Origin of the sequence: Sinorhizobium kostiense (assembly GCF_017874595.1) — a bacterium.
GTDB classification, from domain to species: domain Bacteria; phylum Pseudomonadota; class Alphaproteobacteria; order Rhizobiales; family Rhizobiaceae; genus Sinorhizobium; species Sinorhizobium kostiense.
Genome location: NZ_JAGILA010000004.1, coordinates 69,769 through 85,458, shown reverse-complemented (window position 1 = coordinate 85,458; position 15,690 = coordinate 69,769). Strand labels below are relative to the sequence as shown.

Here is a 15,690-nt window from a genome sequence, read left to right as displayed (position 1 = left end):
GGCAGCTCAGTTCAGCGAGAGCCGCTTCATCTTTCGATAAAGTGTGGCCCGGCTGATGCCTAGGAGATCGGCGGCCATCGAGACATTGCCGTTGGCGCGCGACAGTACGCGGCGAAGAGCCGCGCGCTCGGCATCCGAAAATTCGGTCCCCTCGCCCGAGGCGCGCTCTTCGAGGAGGTCGGATGCGGGGACACCGCCGGCGATGCGCCTGTCGTCAAGGCCGAGCCATTGCCGGGCCGCACGCGTGGCGCCGAGGACGACATCGTCTCGATCCACGGCAAGCAGCGCCGGCCCGGCGCGATCGGCCGGTACGAGCACGATCCGCGCCCCGGTGAAGGCCCGCCGGAAGAGATTGGCCTCGATGCGCCCGGCGGCATCGCGCACGGCCTGTGAGAGAATCGAGAGCGTCATCTCCGATGCATCATCGCGGCAGGTAGAGATGTCGATCGCCGCCGCGATCCGGCCGAGTTCGTCGCGAATGGGTGCCGTCGCGCAGCTGAGACCGATATTGCGGCTCAGGAAATGCTGGTCGCGATGAATGATGACGGGGCGCTCATCGGCGATTGCCGTGCCGATGCCGTTCGTTCCCACGCTCGCTTCGCTCCACACGGTTCCGGACCAAAGTCCGACACCGCGAAAATCAGCATCGTCGCCGCCCGACCCGCGGCGCTCGAGCGCGACGCCCTTGTCGTCGGTCAGCAACAGGCAGCATCCGGCCTTGCCGAGGATCGCAAACAGCCGGTCGAGCTCGCCGCCGGCCTCGGCGAGCAGCACGCCGGAGCGTTCGCGCGCCTCGATGAGCTCTCCGTCCGAAAGACGCCAGGGTGTCCGCGCCTCCTCGGGCGCCAGGCCGTGAACCGTCATGCAGCGGCGCCAGGAGGCGGCAACCGGCGAGCACGCGGCCGCCGACGACTGCTGCGCGATCCTGTAGACGTGTTCCGAATGATCCGTGGCTGCAGGCATCGCTCCCTCCCTGAAGCGTCCGCGGGTTGGCAGATTGCCCCGACCTCCCATGTGCGGTGCCGCTGCATTTGGCGGCACTATAGCCTTCGATAGCAAGCAAGGTCCAGCCAGACGAAGGTCGTGCGCGGCCAGGATGGCCGCACGCGGTATCGGCACATCGGCCGATATGCTACTTGGTCCAGCACAATTTCCGCGACTCGCCTGCGCCATCCGGTTCCGCCATGCTTCGTGATTTCTCCGTTCAAAGCCTCTTCATGGGCGCGCTGACCGCCTTTGTCGGATTCGCCAGCTCCTTCGCCGTCGTCTTGCACGGCCTTACAGGCGTGGGAGCAAGCGAGGTGCAGGCGGCCGCCGGCCTGATGGCACTTTCGATCTCTCTGGGCGTCTGCGGGATCGTCATCAGTCTCGCCACCCGGCTTCCCGTCAGCATTGCGTGGTCGACGCCTGGAGCGGCTTTGCTGGCAAGTTCCGGAGGCGTGGAAGGCGGGTTCAATGCCGCGGTCGGTGCCTTCCTGATCTGCGGCTTTCTCATCGTCGTCGCCGGGCTTTGGAAGCCGCTCGGCCGAATGGTCTCCTCCATTCCCGCAGCGCTCGCCAACGCGATGCTTGCCGGCGTGTTGATCGGCCTTTGCTTCGCACCGGTCAAGGCGATCGCCTTCAATCCGCTGTTCGGCCTGCCGATCGTCCTCGCCTGGGCGATCGTCGGCAGCGTCAACAGGCTCTATGCGGTGCCGGCAGCATTGCTTGCCTTCGTCCTCGTGCTCACTTTCGGCGTCGACATGCCTGCGGACTTCCTCGCCAACCTCTCCTCGGCGTTGGTTCCACGCGCGCAATTCGTCTTCCCGGTTTTCAATGCCGCTGCAATCGTCAGCATCGCGCTGCCGCTTTTCATCGTAACGATGGCCTCGCAGAATATTCCCGGCATCGCCGTGCTGAAGGTCAATGACTTCCACCCGAACCCCGGGCCGCTCTTTGCGACGACCGGCCTTTTCTCGATGATGAGCGCGCCCTTCGGCGGCCACGCCGTCAACCTGGCGGCCATCACCGCCGCCATGTGCGCCGGGCCCGATTCCCATCCGGACCGCGGCCGCCGCTACTGGTCCGCGGTCAATGCCGGCATCACCTATGTCGTCTTCGGCCTCATCGCCGGCGTCGTTACCGCTTTTGTCGGCCTTGCCCCGCCGGTGCTGATCGAGGCCGTTGCCGGGCTTGCGCTGATCGGCGCCTTTTCAAGCTCCGCCATGGCCGCCTTCGCGGAAGCCGACACGCGCGAAGCCGCCGCCATCACCTTTCTCGTCACGGCATCAGGTATCAGTTTCGCGGGCGTATCGGGCGCTTTCTGGGGTCTCATTGCCGGCGGCCTCATGCTCGCGCTTGCCCGTTTCGCCAGGCGGAAGGGATGAGCCGCACCGCGCCTTGCATTTTGGCGCGTTCTCCGTTATGGACCGCGCGTCCGCGCAGACACCCTTGGAGGCAACGCGGATGGGGCCGCTACGCGGCTTCAGGTTTTTCCGCCGGGTCTAGCCCATTGACGGACGAACTCTCCAAATAACCAGAAAGGTCTACCCATGAGCCAGACTTACGAGCTCAAGGCCGAGACGCGCGAACGGGTTGGTAAGGGGTCCTCCCGCGAACTTCGCCGCAACGGTCTTATCCCCGCTGTCATCTATGGTGACAAGCAGCCCCCGCTTTCCATCGCTCTGTCCACCAAGGACGTGACGGTGAAGATCCACGCCGGCGGTTTCATGACCACCGTCGCGACGATCGACGTCAACGGCGAGAAGATCCGCGTCCTGCCGAAGGACTATCAGCTGGATCCGGTCCGTGACTTCACGATGCATGTCGACTTCCTGCGTGTCTCGAAGGACAGCAAGGTATCGGTGCAAGTGCCCGTTCACTTCGAAAACGAAGAGAAATCCCCGGGCCTGAAGCGCGGCGGCGCTCTCAACATCGTTCGCCACGAAGTCGAGCTGAACGTTTCCGCCGACAGCATTCCGGAGTTCCTGAGCGTCGATCTTGCCGGCCTCAACATCGGCGATACGGTCCATATCTCGGACGTCAAGCTTCCGGCAGGCGCAACCCCGGTTATCAGCGACCGCGATTTCACGATCGCGACGATCACCGGCCGTGCCCAGGAGACCGACGACGCGGAAGCCGCCGAGGGCGAAGCCGAGGCTTGATCTCAAGCCTTTTTCGCAGCGTCCATTTCTTGAAACCCTGCCCACCGTCTTGGGGGCGGGGTTTTTGTTTTCGCGCATCGGATGAACGGCAATTGCTTGCACGAAATGCGGCGTGCAATTTCAGCAACATTTAAGGATTTGATGATGTGCTGCGCGCGGGGGAGCATGGCGTGGCAGTGCAAGAGTATCCGAATGTACAGAGTGTGGACATCCACCGATCGGAGCATCCGATGATGCACTCGGTGGAAAGCCGGTTTATCGCAATCATCTGCGGCGCGATGCTTGTTTTCGTGGCGCCGTTGCTCGCACTCTTCCTGACCATATCCGGCGAGCGCGTTGCACGCGAGCGCCTGCACAATGTCGAACTTTTGATGGCGGCAAGCAGCGAGGCTCTCGGCAAGCCCATCTGGGACTTCGACCAGGACGGCATCGGGCGGATCGGCCGCTCGCTGATGGGGGCGACGGATATTCGTGCCGTCACCATTCGCGACGCGGCCGGCAATGTCCTGGTCCAGCTCCCGAGGGAGCGGATCGATACGACCGCGGGCCACCCGCTGCAAACCCCGATTTCGTACGACAGCGTTAATGGCACCAAGACTGTCGGCACGCTCGAAGCATTCGTACCTGCATCCGATATCCCCTCGCGCTTCAGCAAGGACGAGTGGTCAGTCCTCGGTATTCTGCTTGTCGCCGTGGCGATCGTCTTCACTGCAGCGTTGATCGGCAACCGCCTTACCGTGATCCGCCCGCTGACCCGGCTGACCGCCGCGATCGCAGCGACCCGCCAGCTCGGCTCGCGTCATCGGGTTGACTGGGCGGCGCATGACGAAATGGGCACGCTTGCCGCCAATTTCAACGCGATGCAGGACCGGCTCGAGCGTGAGGAATCCGAGCTGAAGGCCGCACATGCGCGTGCCACGGAGACATACAACCTGACGCCGGCAATGCTCTTCTCGCTCGATGCCGAAGGACGGCTGACGGCGGTCAGCGACTATTGGCTGCGGGCGACAGGGTATGGCCGCGCAGCGGTTATCGGCCGACACTTCACCGATTTCATCGACCCGCACTGGCAGGATGCCTACCGCCTTCGTCCACGGGCAAACGCAACGGACAGGCAGACGATCAGCGAGATCACCTTGCCTTTCCGCAAGGCCGACGACGCATTCATGACCGTGCTTATACTCGAAACCAAAGCCGGCGCTGACGCGAATTCGCTCTCAGTGATGACCGACGTGACGGCGCTGAAGCAAGCCGAAAGCCGCAACCACGCGCAAGCGATCACCGACCACCTGACCGGCCGGCTCAACCGACAGGGCTTCGAGAATGCGCTGGATGAGGCGATCGTGAGCGCCGACCAATGCGGCATGCAGCTCGCCTGTATCTTCATCGACCTCGATCGCTTCAAGTGGATCAACGACAATTTCGGCCATGCGGCCGGCGATGCGGTGCTATGCCATACCGTGGAACGGATCGGCAGCGCTCTCGGCCATGAAGACGTGATGGCGAGACTTGGCGGAGATGAGTTCGCCATTCTCGTCCGGGCGCCGGACGTTCTCGAATTGGCGAGTGAAGTCGGCGAGCGTATCTGCGCCGCGCTGCGCGAGCCAATACCGGTCGCCGGCAACGAACTCTCCGTCAGCGCAAGCATCGGCATTGCGGTCTACCCCAACCACGCCGCCGGCGCCTCCGATCTCTTGCTGAAAGCGGACATGGCTATGTATGCGCGCAAGCGCGACGGCAAGAACGGGCTCAGGATCTTCGACACCGGCATGCTTGACGCTGCGCGCGAGCGCCACGAGATCGAGCAATGCATCGAAGCTGGCTTGAAAGAGGACTGGTTCGAGGCCTGGCTGCAGCCGATCGTCAATCTCGGCGACGGCCAGATCGTCGGTTTCGAAGCACTGATGCGGCTCAACCACCCCGAAAGAGGTCTGCTTGCGCCAGGCAAGATCATCAACATTGCCGAGGAAACGGGCACGATCGGCCGCATCGGCGAGCGCGTGCTGGAAAGGGCGATCGGGCACCTCGCGACGATTTCCAGGCTGGACGGGACCCAGGATACCTATCTCGCCATCAACTTCTCGCCGCTTCAGTTCGAACTCACCCTTCCCCACAAGCTCGCGGCCCTCCTGCTCAAGCATCACATTGCGCCGCAACGCATCGTCATCGAAATCACCGAAGCAGTGCTGATGCTCGATAATCCCGAGGTTCATGCGGTCCTGAAGCAGCTCAACGAATTCGGCTGCCGAATAGCGCTCGACGATTTCGGCACCGGCTACTCCTCGCTCAGCTATCTGAACCGCTTCCCCGTCGACATCGTCAAGGTCGACCAGTCCTTCACGCGCTCGCTCAGTTCCAGCGCCGCGGATGTCAGGCGCAAGAGCCGCATGTTGATCAAGGGCATTCGCACGATCTCGCACCAGATGGGATGCACGGTGGTCGCCGAGGGGATCGAATCGAAGGAGCAATGGCAACTCTTGCGCAAGCTTGGCGTGGATTATGGCCAGGGTTACCTCTTCAGCCGACCCTTGCCGATCGGTGGCATGCTGACGATGCTGGAGAACGAATCCGAGGCGAAGGCGAGCGCATCCAACTAGCTTCTGGGCTGCAGTCGCCAACGCATCCCGCTCCCAGGCCTTGGGCGTGGGCGAAAGGAGTACACAGCTTGAAAAAACTGATCCTGGCGATCCTGCTCCACCTGTCTGCCACGGCTCACGCCGAAACAATCCATTTCCTGACCGAAGAATACCGGCCCTATAATTACCTCGGCGACGAAGGTCCGAGTGGCGCCTCCGTCGATCAGGTCGTCCTCATGATGAAGTCCGTCGCTATTCCCTATGACATCGAAGTTCTGCCTTGGGCACGGGCCTTTGCACTAGCAGAAAAGGAGCCCTTCCACTGCGTATTCACGACCGGTCACGACGCCGAGCGGGACGGCGAGTTCCGATGGATCGAACCACTTCTTGTCGACCAGATGATGATGGTGCGTCGCAAGGATGCCGCCATCGCGCCGAAGACGCTGGACGAGGCAAAGCAGTTCGTGATCGGCACGCAGCGCGAAGATGTCTCCGCCAGTTATCTGAGGGAGCACGGCTTTGAGCGGATCGACTACGCCACCAGCCTCGACTCGACGCTCAAGAAACTTCTCGCCGGCCGCATCGACCTGATGATGACCTCGGAAAAGACCTTCGAGACGATGCGGGCCGGCGGCACGCCGGTCGAACCGGCGCTCGTTCTCGAAGGCAAGCAGTACGGCATTGCCTGCCACAGGGATATGCCGGAGGAAATCGTCACGCGGATGCAGGTGGAGCTCAACCGCCTGATTGCCGACGGCACGCAGGACCGGATCTTCGAGCGTTACGGTCTGCGCCCGAACGCCATCCGCCAGGCGGCGAATTAGAGATTGACTTAGCCGAGCACCAGTGGTTTTGCGTTGAAATGATTGAGGGATGCCCCTCACCCTAGCCCTCTCCTGCGGGCAGGAGAGGGCTGCCCCACCTTTGGCAGCTGCTGCGGAGGGTAAGGCAGGCGGGATAGGAGGCACAGGCCCTCCTCGTCAGCGTCAGGCAAGAGCATCAGGAGTTGACCGCATGCTGATCATCGCGGGACTTGGCAATCCGGGACCGAAATATGCGGACAACCGCCACAATATCGGTTTCATGGCAGTCGATGCCATTCAGCGGCGCCCGGGTTTCTCCTCCTGGTCGAAGAAGTTCAAGGCGGAGATCGCCGAAGGCGAGATCGCCGGCGAGCGCGTGCTTCTGATGAAGCCGCAGACTTTCATGAATCTCTCCGGCGAGGCCGTCGGCGAAGCTATGCGCTTTTACAAGCTCGCGCCAAAGGACATCGTCGTGATCTATGACGAACTCGATCTCCCCGCCGGCAAGGCGCGCATCAAGACTGGCGGCGGCCATGGCGGCCACAACGGCATCAAATCGATCGACGCCCATTGCGGCAAGGAATACCGCCGCCTTCGCCTCGGGATCGGCCATCCGGGCGTCAAGGACCTGGTACACGCGCATGTGCTCGGCGATTTCGCCAAGGCGGATCAGGCCTGGCTTTCGCCTCTCCTCGACACCATCGCCGATAACGCGGAGATGCTGGTCAAGGGCGAGGATTCGCAGCTTCTGAACAAGCTCGCACTCGCCATCGGCGGCAAGCCCGACGCGGGAAAGCTTGAAATACCGAAGAAGCAGACGGCGCAATCCCACATCCACCAGGCCCGCAGTGCACCTCAGCCGAAAAAGCTCCCGACGACCGGCCCTATGGCCGAGATGCTGAAGAAAATGTTCGGCGCGAAGGGCGATTAGATGGCGACGTTATTTGGATCGGTCGTCTTCTGGCACTCCCGTCGCGATCGCGACCCGGCTCACCAGTGGCTGCGCAAGCAGATCGTCCGGGTCCGGGACGAATTCGAAGCGACGATGCGCGCCCGCATCAATCCCGAGCTTTCGATAGGATGCCCGTTCGACACGGACAAGCCAAAGGATGCCGAACCGGCTCCGCGCTCGGCCGCGGTTGCGTAGCCAGGGCCGGGACTCACTCCTCCGGCTCGGTCGTGAACAATAGCGGGAAACCCGCCTCCTTGCCGAGCTCGGTCGCTTCCTTCGCCTTGGACTCGGCAATGTCCCGGGCGCAGACCACGACCACCGAGGTACCGAGCTTGTGCGCCGTCATCATCACGCGATACCCCGTCTCCTCACTCATGTGGAACACGGCCTTCAGCACCATGACGACGAATTCGCGCGGCGTGTAGTCGTCGTTGACGAGCATCACCTTGTAGAGCCTCGGGCGCTCGAGCTTGGGCTTGGTCTTGATCTTCGGCTTTGCGGCAGCGTCATTGTCACTCATCGGTCCACCCGCTGATGACATACAGCGCCGCGCGCCTAATCAGACGCGCAAACGTCGCTGTAGCACTTTGAATCGCTGCACCTCTCCCAAAATCGAGGTCGATTAAGAAGACATGCAGTAGGAGATCCTGCACGACTATCGCGCGCCAGCTGCGGGCATTCAAGTGAAAGCCCGCCGAATAGGAGCGAAGACTTGACCGCTCCGCTCCTTTATCCCATAGCCACCCGCAAGCAATTCGAGAACGACAGGTTTTTTGGCCATGGGCTTCAAATGCGGTATCGTCGGGCTGCCGAATGTCGGCAAGTCGACACTCTTCAACGCGCTCACCAAAACGGCGGCGGCACAGGCTGCGAATTATCCCTTCTGCACGATCGAACCGAACACCGGCGAAGTCGCCGTACCGGATCCGCGCATGCGCAAGCTCGCCGACATTGCCAAATCGAAGGAGATCATCCCGACGCGCATCTCCTTCGTCGACATCGCCGGCCTGGTGCGGGGCGCCTCCAAGGGCGAAGGCCTCGGCAACCAGTTCCTCGCCAACATCCGCGAGGTCGATGCCGTGGTTCATGTGCTGCGCTGCTTCGAGGACGACGACATCACCCATGTGGAAGGCCGCATCCATCCGGTCGAGGACGCCGAGACGATCGAGACCGAACTGATGCTTGCCGATCTCGAAAGCCTCGAGCGGCGTACGGAGCAGACGCGCAAGCGCGCCACCGGTAAGGACAAGGAGTCGATGGCGCAACTGCCCATCATGGATGCCGCGCTGAAACTCCTGCAGGAGGGCAAGCCGGTGCGCACTCTCTTGCCGAAGCTCGATGCGGACGAGCTGCGTATCCTTCAGGGCCTCAATCTGCTGACCGCCCATCCGGTTCTCTACGTCTGCAACGTCGCCGAGGGCGATGCCGCAACGGGCAACGAACATACCCGGGCCGTGGAGGAGATGGCCAAGGCTCAAGGCGCCGGCACGGTCATCATCTCGGCCGCGATCGAATCCGAGGTGGCGCAATTGCCGGAAGAGGAGGCGAAGGAGTTTCTTGCCGCGCTTGGTCTCGAAGAGGCCGGCCTCGACCGGTTGATCCGCGCCGGCTACAAGCTGCTCGATCTCATCACCTATTTCACGGTCGGCCCGAAGGAAACGCGCGCCTGGACGATCCCGCGCGGCACGAAAGCGCCTCAGGCGGCCGGCGTCATCCACTCGGACTTCGAGCGTGGCTTCATCCGCGCCAACACGATCGCCTATGACGACTTCATTGCGTGCGGCGGCGAGACCGGCGCGAAGGAAGCCGGCAAGGCGCGCGACGAAGGCAAGGATTATGTCGTCCAGGACGGCGACGTGATCCACTTCCGGTTCAACACCTGAAGGTTCTGCGGATTCGGCGGGCAGCGGTCACGGCCCGCTCAGAGATGTTCTCTCCATCTGCCCCTCAGGCAATACGGAACCATGGCCAAGATCAGCGCTGATGAGGAAGTGCGCAATGCGCGAGTAGGCGGACGCGAGGTCCAAGATCGCGCCCGGCCGGCTCTCTCACTGCGCTACCCCGGCAAGCCCCCTCCCCGATGTCGTTCCAGCCATGTCTTCAGTGCAACTGCGTTATTGCGGCTCTCGTCCCGCGCCGCATAAAGCAGCGTCACCGGACCCTGCGCCCGAAACTTGAAAAGTTCGCTTGCCGCCGCCTGTGCCGCCTCACCTTGGAGTTCGGCGGCATAGGATTCACAGAAAGCGCCCCATTCATCCGGCTTGCCATGGAAGCGCTTGCGCAGCGCGTCGCTCGGTGCGATCTCCTTAAGCCAAAGGTCGATCCGCGCCTTGTCCTTGGCGATGCCGCGCGGCCACAGTCGGTCGACGAGAATGCGCGTCCCATCCTCCGGACGCGGCGCCTCATAGACACGTTTCAGCTGAAATTTCCCCATCCGTTCCCCCGGAATGCTGCTGCGTTCCCTGCATCTCGCCCGAAACACGGCGGTTCGGGCGAGATGCCAGCCGACGCTATTCCCGCATGAAAGTCTGGACCTCCTCCTGCGTGACCTCGCCATTACCGTCGGCGTCGATCGCGTCGAAGATGCGCCGGTGAATGGTGCTGATCTCCTCGAAGGAGAGCGAGTCGTTGCCGTCGGCATCAGCGATCGCGAACATGACCTTCATCATGTGCCCACGCCCGCGCATCATCCTGCCGTGAACGCCCATGCGGCCCGGGCGCGCCATGTCGCGCGGCATCGCTTGCGGCTGATCGGCCTGGGTCTCCTGATCCGGAGCGGGCGTTTCCGCCGGCTGCTGAGGCGCCTCCGGCGCGGGTTCCTGCTCCTCGGGCGTATCGGCCGCCTGAGCGGCGGCGATGTTCGCCGAGCCCAGGGCCATGGATACGGCAAGAGCGGCCACCGCGGACAATCGCATCGACAACATCTGATCTCCTCCTTGAGTTTGCTCGTTCAGGCTGAGCGGGATGCGGATGAACTCCGCTCCCCGCTCGACGACTGCATCGCGGCCATCCGCCCCCGCTCATGCCGCTCCGCGTATTTCCACCGGCCGCACATTCTGGTTCATGCGGAAGAGGTTCTGAGGATCGTAGCGGCGCTTGACCTCGGCGAGCCGCGCGTAATTGCCGCCGTAGGCCGCAGCGACCCGATCGACCTCGTCCTCAGGCATGAAGTTGATGTAAGCGGTACCGGCGGCATGGGGCTTCGCCGCCTCGAAGATTTGTCGCGCCCAGTCGATACAGGCCTGGTCCATTGCCGGTTCGCGCCAGCGAGCGTGCACATTCATCACGAAATGCGAATTACGCTGGGGGAAGGCGGTTTCCTCCGCCGCGATCCGACCTGCCGCGCCGCCGACATGGCCGATGAAGATTTCGCATTCCGGTCCCGGCAACTGCCGTATGGCGTCGAGCAGGACGCCGATCGCTGCATCGGAAAGCTCCAAGAAATCATGGCTCTTCCAGTAGTTGCGCGCACCCGGCGCGAGCAGCGGGTCGAAGGCCTGCTGCCAGGCGACGAAGGAGTGGGGGCTGACAACGTCGGCAATCGGTTGGCCGATCGCGCGCAAGGCGGCCGTCGCCTCCTCGCCGGCCACGAGATCGCCGCAATAGCACATGGCAAGTACGAGAACTTCCTTGCCGTGCCATTCGGCGGGAATGAACGGCAGCGGCGGCGCAAGACGCAGCACGACCCAGCAGGTGAGTTCGTCCGGTGCGGCTTTAAGCGCCTGTCTGTATTGCCTGAGTACGTTTCCCGCATCGCCGAAGGGGTGCACGACGAGGCCTGAGAGAACCTCCGGCCCGAGGTCCTGCAGGGCGAATTCAAAGGCGGTGACTATGCCGAAGTTCCCACCACCGCCCCTGAGGGCCCAGAACAGGTCGCGGTGCTCCGCCGGGCCTGCACGCACAAGCTCACCATTGGCCGTCACCATATCGGCGGACAGCAGGTTGTCGACCGTCAATCCGAATTTGCGGGTGGTCCAGCCGAAGCCTCCGCCAAGCGTGAGGCCGGCAATGCCCGTAGTGGAATTGATGCCGACTGGCAGCGCCAGGCCGAAAGCCTGGGTTTCCTTGTCGACGTCGGCAAGCGTCGCGCCAGGCTCCACCCATGCCCGCTTTGTCGTCGGATCCACATGCACCGATTTCATCGGCGAGAGATCGATCATCAATCCGCCCTCGCAGACGGCATTGCCGGCGATGTTGTGTCCGCCGCCGCGCACCGCGAGGAGCAGTTGGTTTTCCGCCGCGAAGCGGACAGCATGGATCACGTCGGAAGCCCCGGCGCAGCGAACGATCAGGCCCGGCCTGCGATCGATCATCGCATTCCAGATGGCGCGCACCTCGTCATATTCCGGATCTCTCCCATTCAGCACGCGGCCGCGTAGCCGCTTCGCGAGGGCTTCGACGGCCTCGGCGCTGACCGTCGTCCTTCCGCCATGCAGATCGGTGAGGCTGACATCGTTCATGATTCGCTCCTCCCACGGTGAACCATTGCCCCAGCAGCTGGCCATTCTGCGCCTTTGTGCGGACCCCGGCAAGCAAAGCCGGTTGTGGCCGCCTACACATCTGCGGGAGCGTGGGGAGGCCGTGCGCTCAAGGTCGGGAGGGGGAGGCGGCGCCTTGTGTGATCGGCTCCGCATGGCGGCGGAACCCTTTGCTCGCCACCATCAGGTTGCGCGTATAGTCCTCGTCGATGCGGCCACCCGCGAGATCGTCCGAGGTTAGTCGCTCGACCACACGCCCGCCCTGCATCACCGCCAGGCGGTCGCACATGTGGGTGACGACGCCGAGGTCATGGCTGACCATGACGAAGGTCAGCTTTCGGTCGTGCCGCACCTGCTCGAGCAGGTTCAGCACTTCCGCCTGGACCGACGCATCGAGCGCCGAAGTCGGCTCGTCGAGGAGCAGGATCGAGGGTTCGAGGATCAGTGCGCGGGCGATTGCCACGCGCTGCCGCTGGCCGCCGGAAAGCTGATGGGGATAACGGAATCGAAATCCGGAGCCCAGGCCCACCTCGTCAAGCGCTTTCAAGATGCGGCGCTCGCCATCACGGGCGCCGTGGATCGCGAGCGGCTCCATGAGCTGCCGGTCGATCGTCTGGCGCGGATGCAGCGACCCGTAGGGATCCTGGAAGACCATTTGCACTGCACGGTAAAAGGCCTTGTCGCGGTCTCTGCCGCGAAGCTCCCGTCCGGTGATCCGCATCGTGCCCCCGGCTGGGGGCGCAAGCCCCGCAATTGAACGCAGCAGCGTCGACTTGCCCGAGCCGGACTCGCCGACAAGTCCGAAGGACTCCCCTGCGAAGACATCGATGCTGACATTGTCAAGCGCGGTGAAGTCGTCGAAGACGACGCTGAGGTTCTCGACCGAGACGATCGCGCTCATAGCGCCCACTCCGGCTTGCGTTCGAGAACTGGCAGGGGATGGCGATCGGCGCCGATCACCGGCATGCAATTGAAGAGCCCTTGGGTATATGGGTGCTTGGCATTGGCGAGGTCGGAGGCGGCAAGCTCCTCGACGATCCGGCCCGCATACATGACGAGCACGCGATCGCAGAAGGACGAGACGAGCCTCAGATCGTGCGAGACGAAGATCAGTCCCATCCCGCGCTCGGCAACCAGTTTGTCGAGGATCGACAACACCTCGAGTTGCACCGTCACGTCGAGCGCCGATGTCGGCTCGTCGGCAATCAGCAGTTCCGGCCCGGCCACGAGCATCATCGCGATCATCGCCCGCTGGCCCATGCCGCCGGAGACTTCGTGCGGATAGAGCCCGAAGACGCGCTTCGGGTCGCGGATCTGGACGGCGGCAAGCATCTCCAGCGCCCGCTCACGGGCCTCCGCGCCCGAGACGTCCTCGTGCTCTCGCAATGTCTCGACGATCTGCCGGCCGATGCTCATCACCGGGTTCAGCGAATATTTCGGGTCCTGCAGGATCATCGCGATGCGCTTCCCGCGGAGGCTTCGGCGGAGTTTCGGCGGGGCCGACAGAAGCTCGATGCCATCGAAGGAGAGCGTCCTTGCCGTTACTTGCGCCTGTGGCGGCGTCAATCCCATGATCGCCCTGCCGGTCTGCGACTTGCCGGAACCGCTCTCGCCGACGATGCCGAGGCGCTCGCGTCCGAGGGCGAAGGAAACACCCCGCACCGCCTCGACCATGCCGGTACGCGTCGGAAAGCAAACCCTCAGATCCTCGACCGTCAGAAGCGCACTCATTGGCCGCTCTCCCGCGGATCGAGCGCATCGCGTAAGCCGTCGCCGAGAAGGTTGAAGCCGAGGCTGACGATGAGGATCGCGATGCCGGGCATGGTGGCAACCCACCATTGGTCGAGGATGAAACGGCGGCCGGAGGCGATCATCGCGCCCCATTCGGGGAGCGGCGGTTGTGCACCGAGGCCGAGGAAACCCAGGCCCGCCGCCGTCAGAATGATGCCCGCCATGTCGAGCGTGACGCGGACGATCAGCGATGACAGGCACATCGGCATCACGTGCCGGATGACGATGCGCATGGGCGACGCCCCCATCAGCCGAACCGCGGCGATGTAGTCGGAATTGCGCACCGTCAGCGTCTCGGCGCGGGCGATGCGCGCATAAGGCGGCCAGGAGGTGATCGCGATGGCGATGACGGCGTTTTCGATCCCTGGACCGAGGGCGGCGACGAAGGCGAGCGCCAGGACGAGCTTCGGGAAGGCGAGAAAGATATCGGTGACGCGCATGAGGATGGCATCGATCCAGCCGCCGGCATAGCCGGCGACCGCGCCGACGATCAGGCCGACGGGCGCGGCGATGATCGCGACGAGCGCGACGACCATGAGCGTCAGCCGCGAACCATGGATCAGCCGCGACAGGATATCGCGCCCCTGGTCGTCGGTGCCGAGCAGGTATCCGTCGCTGCCCGGCGGCAGAAGCCGCGCGCCGGCGAGATTGCCGACGAAGGGCGAATGCGGCGCGATCTGATCGGCAAAGGCCGCAACGAGGACCAGTGCCAACAGGATCAGAAGTCCGGCAACGGCGAGGCGGTTCGCCGAGAAGCGGCGCCAAGTCATGTAGGCGCGGCCCAGCCGCGCCTGCAGGCGCGACTGCGGACGATCGGAGAGCAGCCATTCCCGGCGCGTCGTCGGGCGGGTTTCCGTGGCCAGGCTCATCGCGCGCGCGTCCTCGGGTCAAGCGTCCGATAGAGCAGATCGGACAGGAGATTGATGCCGATGAAGACCGACCCGATGATGATCGTACCGCCGAGCACGGCGTTCATGTCGGCATTCTGCAGTGAATTGGTGATGTAGAGGCCGAGCCCCGGCCAGGCGAACACCGTCTCGGTGAGCACTGAGCCTTCGAGCAGCCCGGCATAGGAAAGGGCAATCACGGTGACGAGCGGCACCGCCGCATTGCGCAGCGCGTGGCCCCAGATGATCCGCGCCTCGGAAAGGCCTTTGGCGCGCGCGGCAACGATATATTCCTGCTGCAGCTCGTTCAGCATGAAGCTGCGGGTCATGCGGCTGATATAAGCGAGCGAGAAATAGCCGAGCAGAGAGGCCGGCAGGATGATATGCCGGAAGACGTCCCGGAACACGTCCCATTGTCCCTGCCAGAGCGCGTCGACGAGGTAGAAGCCGGTGATCGGCGTAAAGGTGTATTCATAGACGATGTCGATGCGGCCGGGGTAGGCGACCCATTGCAGCCGCGCATAGAAGACGAGGAGCGCCAGAAGCGCCAGCCAGAAGATCGGCACGGAATAGCCGACGAGCCCGATGACGCGCACGATCTGATCGGCGATGCTGCCGCGTTTGACGGCGGCAAGCACCCCGAGCGGGACGCCGATCAGGCCCCCGATCAGGGTCCCGAGCGTCGCGAGCTCGATGGTCGCCGGGAACACGCGTCGGATGTCGGTCATCACCGGGTTGGTCGTCAGCACCGAAACGCCGAAATCGCCGGAAAGCGCCTGCCTCACATAGATGAAGAATTGCTGGTAGAGGGGCAGGTTGAGCCCCATCGCCTCGCGGGTCCGGTCGACGACATGGGCTGGTGCGCGGTCACCGAGGACCGCCAGCACCGGATCGATCGGGATGACGCGGCCGATGAAGAAGGTGACGGCGAGCAGGCCGAGATAGGTCGTCGCCACGACGACAAGGAATTGCAGCGCCGTGGCAACGATCTTGCGGGAACGGGCACGCCGGCGGCCGCTCCCTCGCTCAATTGCGCTCAAACTCAAGGAAGCGGTCCTCT

16 protein-coding genes are annotated in these 15,690 nt (G+C 63.6%); 7 read left to right on the top strand and 9 right to left on the bottom strand.

The window, feature by feature from the left end; genetic code table 11:
• Positions 1–6: 6 nt before the first annotated feature.
• Positions 7–963, bottom strand: a complete 957-nt coding sequence (locus J2Z31_RS15765) for a helix-turn-helix domain-containing protein (protein ID WP_209602521.1) — start codon at positions 961–963, stop codon at positions 7–9.
• 221 nt (positions 964–1,184) lie between these two features.
• Between J2Z31_RS15765 and J2Z31_RS15760 the strand changes: the two genes are divergently transcribed.
• From J2Z31_RS15760 to J2Z31_RS15735, 6 genes are all read left to right on the top strand, one after another.
• Positions 1,185–2,366, top strand: a complete 1,182-nt coding sequence (locus tag J2Z31_RS15760; RefSeq protein WP_209602520.1) for a benzoate/H(+) symporter BenE family transporter — start codon at positions 1,185–1,187, stop codon at positions 2,364–2,366.
• 165 nt (positions 2,367–2,531) lie between these two features.
• Positions 2,532–3,143, top strand: coding sequence for a 50S ribosomal protein L25/general stress protein Ctc (locus J2Z31_RS15755; RefSeq protein WP_209602519.1), 612 nt, complete (start codon positions 2,532–2,534; stop codon positions 3,141–3,143).
• A 230-nt stretch (positions 3,144–3,373) separates the two neighbouring features.
• Positions 3,374–5,740, top strand: a complete 2,367-nt coding sequence (locus tag J2Z31_RS15750) for a putative bifunctional diguanylate cyclase/phosphodiesterase (RefSeq protein WP_209602954.1) — start codon at positions 3,374–3,376, stop codon at positions 5,738–5,740.
• 68 nt (positions 5,741–5,808) lie between these two features.
• On the top strand, positions 5,809–6,543 hold the full coding sequence (locus J2Z31_RS15745; RefSeq protein ID WP_209602518.1) for a substrate-binding periplasmic protein: 735 nt from the start codon (positions 5,809–5,811) through the stop codon (positions 6,541–6,543).
• Positions 6,544–6,733: 190 nt separating this feature from the next.
• On the top strand, positions 6,734–7,453 hold the full coding sequence (gene pth / locus J2Z31_RS15740; protein ID WP_209602517.1) for an aminoacyl-tRNA hydrolase: 720 nt from the start codon (positions 6,734–6,736) through the stop codon (positions 7,451–7,453).
• Positions 7,454–7,669 carry a hypothetical protein gene (locus J2Z31_RS15735; RefSeq protein ID WP_234939471.1) on the top strand — a complete coding sequence of 72 codons (216 nt, stop codon included), beginning with the start codon at positions 7,454–7,456 and terminating at the stop codon, positions 7,667–7,669.
• Positions 7,670–7,682: 13 nt separating this feature from the next.
• Here the strand turns inward: J2Z31_RS15735 and clpS are convergent, their stop codons facing one another.
• Entirely contained in the window at positions 7,683–7,994 is a 312-nt protein-coding gene (gene clpS, locus J2Z31_RS15730) for an ATP-dependent Clp protease adapter ClpS (protein ID WP_209602516.1), read from the bottom strand.
• A 259-nt stretch (positions 7,995–8,253) separates the two neighbouring features.
• Here clpS and ychF point away from each other — a divergent pair, with 259 nt between their 5' ends.
• A complete protein-coding gene (gene ychF / locus J2Z31_RS15725; protein WP_209602515.1) occupies positions 8,254–9,357 on the top strand; it encodes a redox-regulated ATPase YchF in 1,104 nt (367 codons plus the stop codon).
• A 173-nt stretch (positions 9,358–9,530) separates the two neighbouring features.
• Here the strand turns inward: ychF and J2Z31_RS15720 are convergent, their stop codons facing one another.
• The 7 genes from J2Z31_RS15720 to J2Z31_RS15690 all read right to left on the bottom strand — a co-directional run bounded on the left by J2Z31_RS15720 (position 9,531) and on the right by J2Z31_RS15690 (position 15,670).
• Positions 9,531–9,908, bottom strand: a complete 378-nt coding sequence (locus J2Z31_RS15720; protein WP_209602514.1) for a DUF488 domain-containing protein — start codon at positions 9,906–9,908, stop codon at positions 9,531–9,533.
• A 76-nt stretch (positions 9,909–9,984) separates the two neighbouring features.
• Entirely contained in the window at positions 9,985–10,398 is a 414-nt protein-coding gene (locus J2Z31_RS15715; RefSeq protein ID WP_209602513.1) for an EF-hand domain-containing protein, read from the bottom strand.
• 96 nt (positions 10,399–10,494) lie between these two features.
• Entirely contained in the window at positions 10,495–11,934 is a 1,440-nt protein-coding gene (locus J2Z31_RS15710; protein ID WP_209602512.1) for an FAD-binding oxidoreductase, read from the bottom strand.
• Between the two features lie 127 nt (positions 11,935–12,061).
• A complete protein-coding gene (locus J2Z31_RS15705) occupies positions 12,062–12,853 on the bottom strand; it encodes an ABC transporter ATP-binding protein (protein ID WP_209602511.1) in 792 nt (263 codons plus the stop codon).
• Positions 12,850–13,683: an ABC transporter ATP-binding protein gene (locus J2Z31_RS15700; RefSeq protein ID WP_209602510.1), complete on the bottom strand. Its 834-nt coding sequence runs from the start codon at positions 13,681–13,683 to the stop codon at positions 12,850–12,852. Before J2Z31_RS15700 ends, J2Z31_RS15705 begins: the two co-directional genes overlap by 4 nt.
• Positions 13,680–14,612, bottom strand: coding sequence for an ABC transporter permease (locus J2Z31_RS15695; RefSeq protein ID WP_209602509.1), 933 nt, complete (start codon positions 14,610–14,612; stop codon positions 13,680–13,682). Before J2Z31_RS15695 ends, J2Z31_RS15700 begins: the two co-directional genes overlap by 4 nt.
• The gene (locus J2Z31_RS15690) at positions 14,609–15,670 is read right to left on the bottom strand and encodes an ABC transporter permease (protein ID WP_209602953.1); all 1,062 of its coding nucleotides are present in this window, start codon (positions 15,668–15,670) and stop codon (positions 14,609–14,611) included. Before J2Z31_RS15690 ends, J2Z31_RS15695 begins: the two co-directional genes overlap by 4 nt.
• Between the last annotated feature and the right edge of the window lie 20 nt (positions 15,671–15,690).

Bases quoted from the DNA above. Each gene is read 5' to 3' on its own strand.
- J2Z31_RS15695 (WP_209602509.1), bottom strand. From the start codon at position 14,612: ATGAGCCTGGCCACGGAAACCCGCCCGACGACGCGCCGGGAATGGCTG.
- J2Z31_RS15700 (WP_209602510.1), bottom strand. From the start codon at position 13,683: ATGAGTGCGCTTCTGACGGTCGAGGATCTGAGGGTTTGCTTTCCGACG.
- J2Z31_RS15765 (WP_209602521.1), bottom strand. From the start codon at position 963: ATGCCTGCAGCCACGGATCATTCGGAACACGTCTACAGGATCGCGCAG.
- clpS (WP_209602516.1), bottom strand. From the start codon at position 7,994: ATGAGTGACAATGACGCTGCCGCAAAGCCGAAGATCAAGACCAAGCCC.
- J2Z31_RS15735 (WP_234939471.1), top strand. From the start codon at position 7,454: ATGGCGACGTTATTTGGATCGGTCGTCTTCTGGCACTCCCGTCGCGAT.
- J2Z31_RS15715 (WP_209602513.1), bottom strand. From the start codon at position 10,398: ATGTTGTCGATGCGATTGTCCGCGGTGGCCGCTCTTGCCGTATCCATG.
- pth (WP_209602517.1), top strand. From the start codon at position 6,734: ATGCTGATCATCGCGGGACTTGGCAATCCGGGACCGAAATATGCGGAC.
- J2Z31_RS15760 (WP_209602520.1), top strand. From the start codon at position 1,185: ATGCTTCGTGATTTCTCCGTTCAAAGCCTCTTCATGGGCGCGCTGACC.
- J2Z31_RS15720 (WP_209602514.1), bottom strand. From the start codon at position 9,908: ATGGGGAAATTTCAGCTGAAACGTGTCTATGAGGCGCCGCGTCCGGAG.
- J2Z31_RS15750 (WP_209602954.1), top strand. From the start codon at position 3,374: ATGATGCACTCGGTGGAAAGCCGGTTTATCGCAATCATCTGCGGCGCG.
- ychF (WP_209602515.1), top strand. From the start codon at position 8,254: ATGGGCTTCAAATGCGGTATCGTCGGGCTGCCGAATGTCGGCAAGTCG.
- J2Z31_RS15755 (WP_209602519.1), top strand. From the start codon at position 2,532: ATGAGCCAGACTTACGAGCTCAAGGCCGAGACGCGCGAACGGGTTGGT.
- J2Z31_RS15710 (WP_209602512.1), bottom strand. From the start codon at position 11,934: ATGAACGATGTCAGCCTCACCGATCTGCATGGCGGAAGGACGACGGTC.
- J2Z31_RS15705 (WP_209602511.1), bottom strand. From the start codon at position 12,853: ATGAGCGCGATCGTCTCGGTCGAGAACCTCAGCGTCGTCTTCGACGAC.